Raw genomic sequence first — 12,755 nt, forward strand, 5'->3', positions numbered from 1 at the left:
GCACTATTTTACGAGAATGCCAGCCACGCCCAGCCATCCGCCTCACGACGCCATGCTGCCCGCCCTGCTCGCGGAGCGCGTGATCGCGCTCGCCGACGAAGCGGCGACCGAGGCCTTCGGCATCCGCTTCGCGCACGCGCTCGACGCGGCGCGCACCGAGCTCGCCCGCGCGCATGCGTTCGACGGGCTGCAGATCCAGCTGGTCGGCGATCTCGGCGCGGGCAAGACGTCCCTCGTGCGCGCGATCCTGCGCGGCCTCGGCCACACGGGGCGCGTGCGCAGCCCGACCTATACGCTCGTCGAGCCGTACGCGCTCGAACGCGACGATGGGGAACTCGAGGTCTATCACTTCGATCTGTATCGTTTCAACGATCCGGCCGAATGGTCCGACGCGGGCTTTCGCGAATATTTCAATTCCAGCGCGATCTGCCTCGTCGAATGGCCACAACAGGCAGGCACGCTGCTCGGCGTACCCGATCTGGTTTTCTCGCTCGACGTGGACGGCGACGGCCGCTCCCTCACCGTCCGGGCGTACAGCGCTTCAGGAAAGGCATGTCTCGAAAGATGTTGATCAAACCGTTCCGCTCGATCGAATCGGCGGCCACCGCGACGCACAACTGGCGGCGCCGCCAGATCCTGTGCGCGGGCGCGTCGACGCTGGTGCTCGGTCTCGTCGCACCGCGGCTCGCACGCGCGTCGTCGGTGCTCGGCGTGCGCGTGTGGCCCGCTCGCGATTACACGCGCGTGACGATCGAATCCGACCAGCCGCTGCAGAATAGCCAACAGCTGCTGCAGGGTCCCGACCGTCTCGTCGTCGACCTGACCGGCCTCGACCTCGACCAGGCGCTGCGCGACCTCGTGTCGAAGATCGCGCCGAACGATCCGCAGATCCAGTCGGTGCGCGTCGGCCAGTATCAGCCGCACGTCGTGCGGATGGTGTTCGACCTGAAAGGCTCGGTGAAGCCGCAAGTGTTCACGCTGCCGCCGGTCGGCACCTACAAGTACCGGCTCGTGTTCGACCTGTATCCGGCCGTCGCGCCCGATCCGCTGTCCGACCTGATCGCGCAGACGGAACGCAAGGAACAGGCGCTCAACGACAACGCGCGCGCGCAGCAGATGCAGCCGCCGACCACGCTGTCCGGCCCGGGTACCCCGCCGCCCGCCGCGGGCGACAACAGCGACGCGTTCTTCCAGCGCTTCGCGCAGAACACGCCGGCCACGCCGCACACGCCGCCCGCCACGCCTTCGACGCCCGCGAAGCCGGCCGTCAAGCCGCCGCCCGTCATCGCACGCCGCGACGACAGCGACGACGATGGCGACACCTACAAGTTCACCGCGCCGAAATCCGGCAAGGGCAGCACCGTTCGCCTGCTGACGGTGGCGATCGATCCGGGCCACGGCGGCGAGGATCCGGGCGCGATCGGCGGCGGCGGCACGTACGAGAAGCATATCGCGCTCGACATCGCGAAGAAGCTGCGCGCGAAGATCGACGGCGCGCCGAACATGCGCGCGATGATGACGCGCGACGCCGACTTCTTCGTGCCGCTGAACGTGCGCGTGCAGAAGGCGCGCCGCGTGGGCGCCGACCTGTTCGTGTCGATCCACGCCGATGCATTCACGACGCCGTCCGCACGCGGCTCGTCGGTGTTCGCGCTGTCCGACCACGGCGCGACGAGCGCCGCGGCGCGCTGGATGGCGAACAAGGAGAATTCGTCCGACCTGATCGGCGGCATCAACATCAAGACGGCGGACGCGGCCGTGAACCGCGCGCTGTTCGACATGTCGACGACCGCGCAGATCCGCGATTCGCTGCGCTACGGCAACTACGTGCTGAAGGAAGTCGGCGGCATCAACAAGCTGCACAAGGGCTCGGTCGAGCAGGCCGGGTTCGCGGTGCTGAAGGCGCCCGACATTCCGTCGATCCTCGTCGAGACGGCCTTCATCAGCAACCCGGAAGAAGAGAGCCGGCTGAACGACGACGGCTATCGCGACCAGATGGCCGACGCGATCTTCCGCGGTATCAAGCGCTATTTCGCCGCGAATCCGCCGCTCGCGAAGAGCCGGATGGCCTGACGGCCATACCCGCCCCGCCGCCGGCACGCAGTGCGTGCCGGCGCGTCACGACGCCGCGAAGCGGCGCATCAGTTTCCCGCCGAACACGTTCACCGCGAGCCCGCCCATCACGAGCGCGGTGCCGATCAGTTGCGTGTGCGTCAGATGCTCGTCGAGCAGCAGCGACGACGACGCGAGGCCGACGATCGGCACCAGCAGCGAGAACTGCGCGACCTGCGCGGCCGGATAGCGCGACAGCAGGCGGCTCCACAGCCCGTAGCCGAGCAGCGTCGCGACGAACGCAAGATAGACGACCGCGAAGATCGACGCACCGTTCAGCCCGGCGAGCGCGGTCGCGATCCGCTGCGGCCCTTCGAACCACAGCGACAGCAGGAAGAACGGCACGGGCGGCACGAGGCTGGCCCACACCACGAGCGACACGAGGTTCGCACGGCCGACCTTCTTCGTGACGATGTTGCCGAACGCCCACATCGCGGCCGAGCAGATCGTCAGCAGGAAGCCCGCGAGCGTCATCGCGCGGCCGCCCTGCGCCGCGATCACGACGAGCCCGCCCGCGGCGATCGCGAGCCCGAGCAGGTTCTGCATGCGCAGCCGCTCGCCGAGGAACAGCATCGCGAACACGAGCGTGAAGAACGCCTGCGACTGCAGCACGAGCGACGCGAGGCCGGCCGGCATGCCGACGTACATGCCGGTGAACAGGAACACGAACTGGCCGAGCTGGATCGTCGCGCCGTACAGCACCAGCAGGCGCCACGGAATCTGCGGCCGGCGCACGAAGAACACCGCGGGCACGGCCGCGAGCGTGAAGCGCAGCGCGCCGAGCAACATCGGCGGCATCCCGTGCAGGCCGACCTTGATCACGACGAAGTTCACGCCCCACGCCAGGATCACGACCAGCGCAAGCAGCAAGTCCTTCGGGGCCATCATCGGCGTCTCCTCGATTGTCGAATGGTCGTGCAAGGTGCACTCAGGCCCTGTCGCGTTGCGCCGGGCGCCCCGAGAAGACTGCCTTCGAGGCGGAAAACCCGGGGCGGCCCGGCATTTTCCTCTGAGAAGCCGGTCAGTCTACCGGGTTTCAGCCCCCGGCCCGATACCCGCGCGGCCCACATGGAATCGGCGGCGGAGGCCAGTACAATGACCGGCATCCCCCGCCGCCCCCACAGGATCCGTCATGACCGCTCCGATCAAAGCCCTGCTGAAGCCGCACGTGCGCGACATCGGCAACCTGCAGGTGCGCCGCACGCTGCCCGCACTCGCCGCTCGCCTCGTCGGCCCGTTCATCTTCTTCGATCACATGGGGCCCGCCACGCTGCCGCCGGGCACGGGGCTCGACGTGCGCCCGCACCCGCATATCGGCCTCGCCACCGTCACCTACCTGTTCGACGGCGCGATCCTGCACCGCGACAGCCTCGGTTCGCTGCAGGAGATCGTGCCGGGCGACGTGAACTGGATGACGGCCGGCCGCGGGATCGTCCACTCCGAACGCACGCCCGACGCGCAGCGCGAACACGGCCACACCGTGCACGGGATTCAGACCTGGGTCGCACTGCCGCGCGCGCACGAGACGACCGAGCCGTCGTTCGAGCACCATGCGGCCGACACGCTGCCGAAGCGCAACGAGGACGGCGTATCGCTGACGGTGATCGCCGGCGACGCGTTCGGGCTGCGCTCGCCGGTCACGACGTTCTCGCGCACGCTGTACGTCGCGGCTGAATTCGCGGCCGGCGGCCGTCTCGCACTCGACGCGTCGCACGAGGAGCGCGCGGTCTACGTGGTCGATGGCGAGCTCGCGATCGACGGCACGCCCGTGCCGGCCGAGCAGATGGCCGTGCTCGCCCCCGGCGCCGCGGTCACGCTGACGAGCGGCAGCGGCGCGCGTGCGATGCTGCTCGGCGGCGACAAGATCGACGGCGAGCGCTTCATCGAATGGAATTTCGTCGCCAGCAGCCGCGAGGCGATCGAGCGCGCGAAAGAAGCCTGGACGCGCCAGGAAATGGGCAAGGTGCCGGGCGAGACGGAGTGGATTCCGCTGCCCGAGTCGAAGCCGCGTTGAAAAAGGGGCGCGCCGCCCCCATCCTGACGACATTCGAACGGAAGAGAACGACATGGACACCACGCTTGCCACATTCGAGAAAGACGTCATCGAGGCGTCGCTGGACGCACCCGTGCTGGTCGACTTCTGGGCGCCGTGGTGCGGCCCCTGCAAGACGCTCGGCCCGCTGCTGGAAAAGCTCGAAGGCGACTACGAAGGCCGCTGGAAGCTCGTGAAGGTCAACGTCGACGAGAACCAGGAACTGGCCGCGCACTTCCAGACGCGCAGCATCCCGCACGTGATCGCGTTCGCCGACGGGCGCCCGGTCGACCAGTTCGTCGGCGTGCTGCCCGAAGGCCAGCTGCGCGCCTTCCTCGACCGGCTGCTGCCGGCACCCGAGGAAGCCGAACGGCGTGCCGCGCAGTACGCGATGGCCGAGGCGCGCTACGACGACGCGCTCACGCACCTCGAGGCGGCGCTCGCGCTGAACCCCGGCTTCGACGACGCCCGCCTCGATTTGATCGAACTGCTGCTCGCGAACAACCAGGTCGACGCCGCACGCGCCGAGACCGAGCGCCTGTCGCCGCAGACCGTGCAGAACGGCGATCCGCGCTACCAGGCGATCAAGACCCGTTTCGACGCACTCGACGCCACGGCCGACCTGCCGCCGACCGATGCGCTCGAAGCGCGCATCGCGGCGAACCCGGCCGACCTCGACGCGCGCTTCGATCTCGCGCAGAGCCTGATCGCGCGGCGCGCGTACGAAGGCGCGGTGGAGCAGTTGCTGGAAATCGTCACGCGCGACCGCGCGTACGGCGACGATCTCGGCCGCCGCACGCTGATCTCGGTGTTCGAGCTGGCCGGCGATCGCCCGGATCTCGTCGCCGGGTGGCGGCGCAGGCTGAGCATGGCGCTCAACTGAACGGATGTGTGACCGGCCGGGCCGCAACGGCCCGGCTGCGGGATCGCCCCGCATGACGGACGACGGCGCGCGTCACGTGCCGCAACGCCTCGACGACCGCGATTCTCAGCGGCTCAGCCGGCAGCCTGCGCCGCGATCGCGCGCAACGCATGCGCGGCGGCCGCGAAGCCGAAGCTCGCGGTCACGCACACGCTCGAACCGAACCCCGCACAGTTGAGCCCCGCGACGTGCGCGGCCGCGGACGGCTCAGTGCCGTCCTCGAGGTCGCACGCGGCTGCTTCCGGATAGATCAGCGGCTCGTCCGAATACACGGCGCTGACCTTGAAACGCGCCTTCGGCCCGCGCGGAAAGCCGTGCTGCTTGCGCAATTGCGCGCGCACTTTCGACAGCAGCGGATCCTGGATCGTCAGCGCGAGATCGTCGATCCGGATGCGCGTCGGGTCGAGCTGGCCGCCCGCGCCGCCGACCACGACGAGCGGCTGGCGCTTCGCGACGCACCATGCGATCAGCGCGACCTTCGTGCGCACGCTGTCGATCGCGTCGATCACGTAGTCGAAGCCGCCGCCGAGCAGCGCGTCGAAGTTGTCGGGCTCGACGAAATCCTCGATCCGGTTCACGCGGCACGCGGGATCGATCAGCGCGATCCGCTCGGCCATCGCGTCGACCTTCGGCTTGCCGTAATTGCCGTCGAGCGCATGGATCTGCCGGTTCGTATTGCTTTCGGCAACGTTGTCGAGATCGATCAGCGTCAGCGTGCCGACCGCGTTGCGCGCGAGCGCCTCGGCCACCCACGAGCCGACGCCGCCGATCCCGATCACCGCGACGTGCGCGCGCTCGAACGCGGCGGCGGCCGGCGCGCCGTACAGGCGCGCAACGCCGCCGAAACGCCGCGCGCGATCCACGTCAAGCTGGATTTCCGGGGTCGGGGTAAGATCAGAGGAACTGGGCGGGGCAGCGTCGGCGACGGACATGGCAGCAAGGAAAACGTAAGTCGTGCAGCCCTCTATTTTGCCTGAACTCCCCGCTCGCACGCGCCACTCGCGTTGGCTACAATGGTTCCAGATTGAAGCGTTTGCATAACATGACGACTCTCGCCGATCTCCGCATCAATTACTCACGTGCTTCGCTCGACGAGGCCGACGTCGCCCACGACCCGTTCGCCCAGTTCGACCGCTGGTTCAAGGAGGCGCTCGCCGCCAAGCTGCCCGAGCCGAACACGATGACGCTCGCGACCGTCGGCGCCGACGGCCGGCCATCGGCACGCATCGTGCTCATCAAGGGCGTCGACGAGCGCGGGTTCGTCTTCTTTACCAATTACGAAAGCCGCAAGGGGCGCGATCTCGCCGCGCATCCGCAGGCCGCGCTGCTGTTCTACTGGATCGAGCTCGAACGCCAGGTGCGCATCGAAGGCCGGATCGAGAAAACCAGCGCAGAAGAAAGCGACCGCTATTTCGCATCGCGCCCGCTCGGCTCGCGCATCGGCGCCTGGGCATCCGCGCAGAGCGCGGTGATCGACAGCCGCGCGACGCTCGAAGCGCAGGAAAAGGCCGTCAGCGAACGCTACGGCGACAACCCGCCGCGCCCGCCGCACTGGGGCGGCTACCGCCTCGTGCCCGACTCGATCGAGTTCTGGCAGGGCCGCCCGTCGCGGCTGCACGACCGCCTGCTGTACACGCGCGACGCCGGCACGTCGACGGGCTGGTCGATTTCGCGCCTGTCGCCTTAAGCGCGGCGCCGGCGCACGCCGGTCGTGTCTCGTGTTGCATTCGGGCGCCCGCCTCGCAAGCGGCGGGCGCCGGTCAAGATACTTGGCTGTATTCGATTCAACGAACAAACGGAGAATCCAAATGTTCTGGGAAAAGAAGCTGGCACAGTGGGCGGACGAAGTACGGGCGAAGGCGAACATACCGGCGCGCCTCGTGCTGTGGAACGGCGACCAACTCGATTTCGGCACCTTCAGCGCGCCGCAGGTCACGCTGAAGGTCAACAGCGCGTCGGCGTTGCCGCTCCTGCTCGAACCGAGCCTCGACAATCTCGGCGAGGCGTACGTGAAGGGCAAGATCGACATCGAAGGCAAGCTGTCGGACATCATCAACATCGGCTACTCGCTCGCGCGCAGCACGGTGACGAGCGCGAGCAAGCTGGCGCGCGTGAAGCGCTACTTCAATCACTCGAAGAGCACCGACAAGAAGGCGATCCAGTATCACTACGACGTCTCGAACGAGTTCTACAAACTGTGGCTCGACGAGAACATGGTGTACTCGTGCGCGTACTTCGAGAACGGCGACGAGGATCTCGCCACCGCGCAGATCAAGAAGATCGACCACATCCTGACGAAGATCCGGCTCCAACCCGGCCAGCGCCTGCTCGACATCGGCTGCGGCTGGGGCGCGCTCGTGCTGCGCGCCGCGCAGAAGTTCGGCGCGCAGTGCCTCGGCGTCACGCTGTCGCAGAACCAGTTCGACCTCGCGACCGCGCGCGTGAAGGCCGCCGGGCTGGAAGACAGGATCGAGATCCGGCTGCAGGACTACCGCGAGATCGACGGGCAATTCGACCGCATCACGAGCGTCGGGATGTTCGAGCACGTCGGGCGCAAGAACCTGCCGCTCTATTTCTCGCGAATCCATGACCTGCTCACCGACGACGGCATCGCGATGAACCACGGGATCACGTCGACCGACGCGGAAAGCGGCGAGACGGCGCTCGGCGGCGGCGAGTTCATCGACCGCTACGTGTTCCCGGACGGCGAACTGCCGCACATCAGCCTCGCGCTGGAAGCCGCACAGCGCGGCGGGCTCGAAGCGATTGACGTCGAAAGCCTGCGCCGGCACTATGCGCGCACGCTCGACATCTGGACGGAAAACTTCGAGGCGAAGGCCGACGCCGCGCGACAACTCGTCGACGACGAAAAATTCCGCATCTGGCGCGTGTATCTGGCCGGCTGCGCGTATGCGTTCGAGCACGACGACGTGTCGATCTTCCAGATCGTGTGCCGCAAGGCCGGGCAGAGCGCGAAAACGCTGCCGTGGTCGCGGCGCTATATGTACGAACACGCGCTGCCGCGCTAGGCGGCGCTTCACGCTGGGCATGCATGGGTGACGGCAGGACGCGGCGCAAGGCGCCGCCGGAACGACAGCAGCACGACGACGCCAACTCGCCGCACGCCGACGGGCAATTCGACCTGTTCGGCGTGCCGGCCGACGCCGCACGCGCGTCGCCCGAGAACGATGGCGCGCCTGACGACGCGCAGCCGGCACCGCGCACCCGCCCCGCCCCCCGATCTTCGGACGAAACACCGCCCGCCGCTTCCGGCCTGCTGTGGGACGAGCCGTCCCCGCCCGCTGAGCCGCCGACGAAAGGCCGGCGCCGGCGCGGCGTGCTGCCCGCACCGATCGCGCCGGATGTGGCCGACGCAGCGGCCGGCCTGCCGCCGAACGTCCGGCTCGGCACGTCGTCGTGGTATTTCCCGGGCTGGGACGGCATCGTCTACGACGGCGATTTTGCTCAGACGAAACTCTCGCGCGAAGGGCTCGAAGCGTATGGCGCGCATCCGCTGCTGAAGAGCGTGAGCCTCGACCGGTCGTTCTACGGCCCGCTGTCGGTGGCCGACTACCTGCGTTATGCGCAGCAGGTACCCGACGATTTCCGCTTCGTCGTGAAGGCGCCGGCCTCCGTGACCGACGCGGTGATCCGCGGCCGGCGCGGCGAACCGTCGGGACCGAACCCGACCTTCCTCGACGCGGATCTCGCCACCCGGGAATTCGTGCAGCCGTGCCTCGACGGGCTCGGCCGGAAAGCCGGCGTGCTCGTGTTCCAGTTCTCGCCGTTGCCCGACCAGATGCTTGCCCAGCCCGCTGCGCTGATCGACCGGCTGGCCGCGTTCTTCGCGGCGCTGCCGCCGCTGCCGCCGGAAGCCGACGGCACCCGCTACGCGATCGAGATTCGCGACGCGAGCCTGCTCACGCCGCGCTTCATCCGCGCGCTCGCCGCGCTCGGCGTGCGCTACTGCGTCGGCCTGCACGCGCGGATGCCCGACCCGCTGCGCCAGGCGGCCGCGCTCGCGCTGCTCGACGGCGACGCGCCGGGCCCGCTGATCGTGCGCTGGAGCCTGCACGGCGGCTTCAAGTATGAACAGGCGAAAGCGAAGTACGAGCCGTTCGACAAGCTCGTCGACGAGGATCCGGCCACGCGCTCGGCGCTCGCCGAGCTGGCCGCGCGCTATGCGCTGGCCGGGCAGCCGGTGATCATCACGATCAACAACAAGGCGGAAGGCTCCGCGCCGCTGTCGTGCATCGCGCTTGCGCGCGAGATCGCCGCCGCGTGCGCGCAGTGGCGCAACGAGGCGGCTTGATATCCGCTTGATACCGGCTTGCGCCGGCCGCGGTCACGACGCTTACGCGCCGCGCAGCGACTTCAGCCGGTGCGAGAACTTCTGCCGGAATTTCGCGAGCTTCGGCCCGATCACGACCGAGCAATAGCCCTGCCCCGGGTTACGCGCGTAATAGTTCTGGTGATAGTCCTCGGCCGGCCAGTAGTTGTCGTCGAGCGGCACGACCTGCGTGACGATCGGCTGCCCGAACACCTGCTCGCGCTCCAGTTCGCGGATCACGTCGAGCGCCGTGTCGCGCTGCGCGTCCGAATGGGTGAACACGACCGAACGGTACTGCGTGCCGACGTCGTTGCCCTGCCGGTTCAACTGGGTCGGATCGTGCGTCGCGAAGAAGATCTCGAGGATCTCGCGATAGCCGATGCGCGCCGGATCGAACGTCACGTTGACGACTTCCGCGTGGCCCGTGTCGCCCTCGCAGATGTCGCGATAGCCGGGATTGCGCGTATGGCCGCCCGCGTAGCCCGACTGGACGGCCGTCACGCCGTCGACGTCGAGAAACACCGCCTCCGTGCACCAGAAACACCCGCCTCCCAATGTCGCGGTTTCAAGCATCTCGTTCACCATGAAATCAGTCCCTCGTTGATGTCGGCAGCCGGCACGCATGCGCCGGCGCCACCGTTCCGTCTCGCCGCTGCCCACCCGCACGCGGGTCGCAACGGCACGTCGGCAAGTATCTCACTCGCGCGCGAACCTGACAGAGTGCACAGGTGCCGCGCACGACCGGCCGCCCGTTTTCTCGACTACACTTAGGCACGCGCGGGCGCGGCGGCAAACCCGCTGTCTCGCGCAAAGCGCCCGATGCATGCCCGACCCTGATGCAAACATCATCTGCCGGAACATCGCTATGCATGCCTTAACAGACATCACCCGCGTCACGCGTCCGGCCGTCGCCGCGTCGCGGGCCGCGGCTTCGATTGCATCACCCCCTGGCCGCGCATCCGCCTCGCCCCGCGGGCGGCGATCCGGAACACCGCCTTTATCCGCTTTCACGATCTGATGCACGGCGTCGCACGCGCGCCGACGCGTGCGTCCGCCTGCCGATCGCTCCCGCCGGCGTGATGCGCGCCGTGCGGCAACCCCGACTCGCACGCCCGCAACGAACGGCCGTGCGACCACGATCCGACACCATCGAGAGGGCATCACCATGAGCATGCGGCCTGACCCGACGTTTCACGCTTCGCCGGAACTTGCGATGCAGGCGCCGCCGGAAGCGTTTGCCTATACGTTGTTGCTGAGCCCCGATTTTTCCAGACCCGACGCGCTCGCCGTGATCGACGTGAAGCCTGGTTCGCCGACCTACGGAAAGATCGTGCATACGGTGACGATGCCGAACACCGGCGACGAGTTTCACCACTTCGGCTGGAATGCGTGCTCGTCGTCGCTGTCGCCGCTGACCGGCCATGCGTTCCTCGAACGTCGCTTCCTGATCATCCCGGGCCTGCGCTCGTCGCGCATCTACGTGATCGACACGAAGCCGCATCCGACGCAGGCGCGCATCCACAAGATCATCGAGCCCGACGAGATCTTCTCGAAGACCGGCTATTCGCGGCCGCACACCGTGCACTGCGGGCCCGAGGGCATTTACGTGAGCACGCTCGGCGGCGCAGGCAAGGACGGCACCGACGGTGCGCCCGGCATCTTCATCATGGATTGCGAGACCTTCGACGTGCTCGGCCGCTGGGAGATCGACCGCGGCCCGCAGGACAAGCATTACGACTTCTGGTGGAACCTGCCGCGCGACTACATGGTGTCGAGCGAATGGGCGCTGCCGCCGCAATTCGAGAACGGGATCGTGCCCGAGGACCTGCTCGCGAACAAATACGGGCATCGCCTGCATTTCTGGGACCTGCGCGCGCGGCGCAACGTGCAGACGATCGATCTCGGCGCGCAGCACCAGATGGCGCTCGAGGTGCGGCCCGCGCACGACCCGGCGCGCGAATACGGGTTCGTCGGCGTCGTGGTCGACACGACCAATCTCGAAGGCTCGATCTGGACCTGGTGGCGCGAAGGCGGCAAGTTCCATGTGAAGAAGACGGCGACGATCCCGGCCGAGCCGGCCTCGGCCGACGAACTGCCGCCGCTGCTGCAAGGATTCGGTGCGGTGCCGCCGCTCGTGACCGACATCGACCTGTCGCTCGACGATCGCTTCCTCTACGTGTCCTGCTGGGGCACCGGCGAGATGCGCCAGTACGACGTGTCGGACCCGCACAACCCGGTGCTCGCGGGGTCGGTCCGGATCGGCGGCATCGCACGCCGCGCGCCGCACTCGAACGGCCGCACGTTCGCGGGCGGCCCGCAGATGGTCGAGATCAGCCGCGACGGGAAGCGCGTGTACTGGACCAACTCGCTGTATTCGACGTGGGACGACCAGTTCTATCCGGACGGGGTGCCGGGCGCGCAGGTGCTCGCGCACGTGGGGCCGGAAGGCGGGCTGACGCTCGCCGACGATTACTGGGTCGAGTTCCCCGACGGCTATCGCGCGCACCAGATCCGGCTCGAAGGCGGCGACTGCTCGACCGACTCGTTCTGCTATCCGTCGGTCAAGCGTTGAACGCCGTGGTTCACGCCCCGTTCGCGCTGTGGGCGGCCGTACTCGCGAGCGGGGTGTATCACGGGCTCAACCCCGCGATGGGCTGGCCGCTCGCGGTGTCGAACGCGCTGATGACGCGCCGCGGCGGCGCGCTCGTCGCGGCGCTCGGCTATCTCGCGCTCGGCCATGCGCTCGCCGTGTTCGCGGTGATGCTGCCGTTCGGGCTGCTCGCCGCGCTGCTCGCGTGGCAAACGGCGATCCGGATCGGCGCGAGCGCGCTCGTGATCGGCTTCGGCGCCGTGCTGCTGATCCGGCGCCGGCATCCGCGGGCGCTTGCGCGGATCCCGCCCGCGCGGCTCGGCCTGTGGTCGTTCGCGGTCGCGATCGCGCATGGCGCGGGGCTGATGCTGGTACCGATCTACCTCGGGCTGTGCGGGCTCGACCAGGACGCCGGCCATCGCGCGGCGGCCACGCTCGTCGATGCGCATCTCGGGATGGCGCTCGTCGTCGCGGCCGTGCATGCCATCGCGATGATCGGCGCCGGCGGCGGACTCGCCTGGCTCGTGTACCGCTATCTCGGGCTGAAGTTCGTATCGCGGAGCTGGTTCAATCTCGACGCGGTGTGGGCGTCGAGCCTGATCGTGACGGGCGCGTTGTCGCTCGGGCTGGCGGCGGCGCGATAGTGCGGGGGGACCTGCGGCCGATGTCGAGCAAGGGTGCCGGGCGGAGCGGCGATGCCGCACGAAAAACGCGACAGAACGGCCGTGCCGGCAGCGTGCAATCGCGCATCCGGCAGCGCGCCGCAGTG

Annotated in this window: 12 protein-coding genes; 9 read left to right on the top strand and 3 right to left on the bottom strand. The window is 68.4% G+C overall.

Annotation, left to right across the window (positions count from 1 at the left end; all coding sequences use genetic code 11):
* The first annotated feature begins 16 nt into the window (after positions 1-16).
* Both tsaE and CFB50_RS14275 read left to right on the top strand, forming a co-directional pair.
* Positions 17-571 (top strand): tRNA (adenosine(37)-N6)-threonylcarbamoyltransferase complex ATPase subunit type 1 TsaE, encoded by a 555-nt coding sequence (gene tsaE, locus CFB50_RS14270; RefSeq protein ID WP_089446291.1) that lies wholly within the window; start codon positions 17-19, stop codon positions 569-571.
* Positions 553-2,073, top strand: a complete 1,521-nt coding sequence (locus tag CFB50_RS14275) for an N-acetylmuramoyl-L-alanine amidase (RefSeq protein WP_089446292.1) — start codon at positions 553-555, stop codon at positions 2,071-2,073. Before tsaE ends, CFB50_RS14275 begins: the two co-directional genes overlap by 19 nt.
* A gap of 45 nt (positions 2,074-2,118) precedes the next feature.
* Here the strand turns inward: CFB50_RS14275 and CFB50_RS14280 are convergent, their stop codons facing one another.
* Positions 2,119-2,997 carry an EamA family transporter gene (locus CFB50_RS14280; RefSeq protein ID WP_179254199.1) on the bottom strand — a complete coding sequence of 293 codons (879 nt, stop codon included), beginning with the start codon at positions 2,995-2,997 and terminating at the stop codon, positions 2,119-2,121.
* 247 nt (positions 2,998-3,244) lie between these two features.
* Between CFB50_RS14280 and CFB50_RS14285 the strand changes: the two genes are divergently transcribed.
* On the top strand, positions 3,245-4,126 hold the full coding sequence (locus CFB50_RS14285) for a pirin family protein (protein ID WP_069248700.1): 882 nt from the start codon (positions 3,245-3,247) through the stop codon (positions 4,124-4,126).
* A 52-nt stretch (positions 4,127-4,178) separates the two neighbouring features.
* Complete coding sequence (trxA, locus tag CFB50_RS14290) at positions 4,179-5,027, top strand: thioredoxin (RefSeq protein ID WP_069248701.1); 849 nt, start codon at positions 4,179-4,181, stop codon at positions 5,025-5,027.
* A 113-nt stretch (positions 5,028-5,140) separates the two neighbouring features.
* Here trxA and CFB50_RS14295 read toward each other — a convergent pair whose 3' ends face one another.
* Positions 5,141-5,998: a tRNA threonylcarbamoyladenosine dehydratase gene (locus tag CFB50_RS14295; RefSeq protein WP_069248702.1), complete on the bottom strand. Its 858-nt coding sequence runs from the start codon at positions 5,996-5,998 to the stop codon at positions 5,141-5,143.
* Positions 5,999-6,108: 110 nt separating this feature from the next.
* Between CFB50_RS14295 and pdxH the strand changes: the two genes are divergently transcribed.
* From pdxH to CFB50_RS14310, 3 genes are all read left to right on the top strand, one after another.
* Positions 6,109-6,753, top strand: a complete 645-nt coding sequence (gene pdxH / locus CFB50_RS14300) for a pyridoxamine 5'-phosphate oxidase (RefSeq protein WP_069248703.1) — start codon at positions 6,109-6,111, stop codon at positions 6,751-6,753.
* Positions 6,754-6,874: 121 nt separating this feature from the next.
* Positions 6,875-8,095, top strand: a complete 1,221-nt coding sequence (locus CFB50_RS14305) for an SAM-dependent methyltransferase (protein ID WP_069248704.1) — start codon at positions 6,875-6,877, stop codon at positions 8,093-8,095.
* Positions 8,096-8,118: 23 nt separating this feature from the next.
* Positions 8,119-9,378, top strand: coding sequence for a DUF72 domain-containing protein (locus tag CFB50_RS14310; RefSeq protein ID WP_089446293.1), 1,260 nt, complete (start codon positions 8,119-8,121; stop codon positions 9,376-9,378).
* 42 nt (positions 9,379-9,420) lie between these two features.
* On the opposite strand, the gene msrA is transcribed toward CFB50_RS14310, so the two are convergent.
* Positions 9,421-9,981 (bottom strand): peptide-methionine (S)-S-oxide reductase MsrA, encoded by a 561-nt coding sequence (gene msrA, locus CFB50_RS14315; RefSeq protein ID WP_046544550.1) that lies wholly within the window; start codon positions 9,979-9,981, stop codon positions 9,421-9,423.
* A gap of 580 nt (positions 9,982-10,561) precedes the next feature.
* Between msrA and CFB50_RS14320 the strand changes: the two genes are divergently transcribed.
* Together CFB50_RS14320 and CFB50_RS14325 are read left to right on the top strand one after the other, a co-directional pair.
* Complete coding sequence (locus CFB50_RS14320; RefSeq protein WP_069248706.1) at positions 10,562-11,968, top strand: selenium-binding protein SBP56-related protein; 1,407 nt, start codon at positions 10,562-10,564, stop codon at positions 11,966-11,968.
* Positions 11,965-12,630: a hypothetical protein gene (locus CFB50_RS14325; protein WP_089446294.1), complete on the top strand. Its 666-nt coding sequence runs from the start codon at positions 11,965-11,967 to the stop codon at positions 12,628-12,630. The genes CFB50_RS14320 and CFB50_RS14325 overlap by 4 nt, the downstream gene beginning before the upstream one ends.
* The last annotated feature ends 125 nt before the right edge of the window (positions 12,631-12,755 follow it).

Origin of the sequence: Burkholderia sp. AU33423, assembly GCF_002223135.1 — a bacterium.
Lineage (GTDB): Bacteria > Pseudomonadota > Gammaproteobacteria > Burkholderiales > Burkholderiaceae > Burkholderia > Burkholderia lata_D.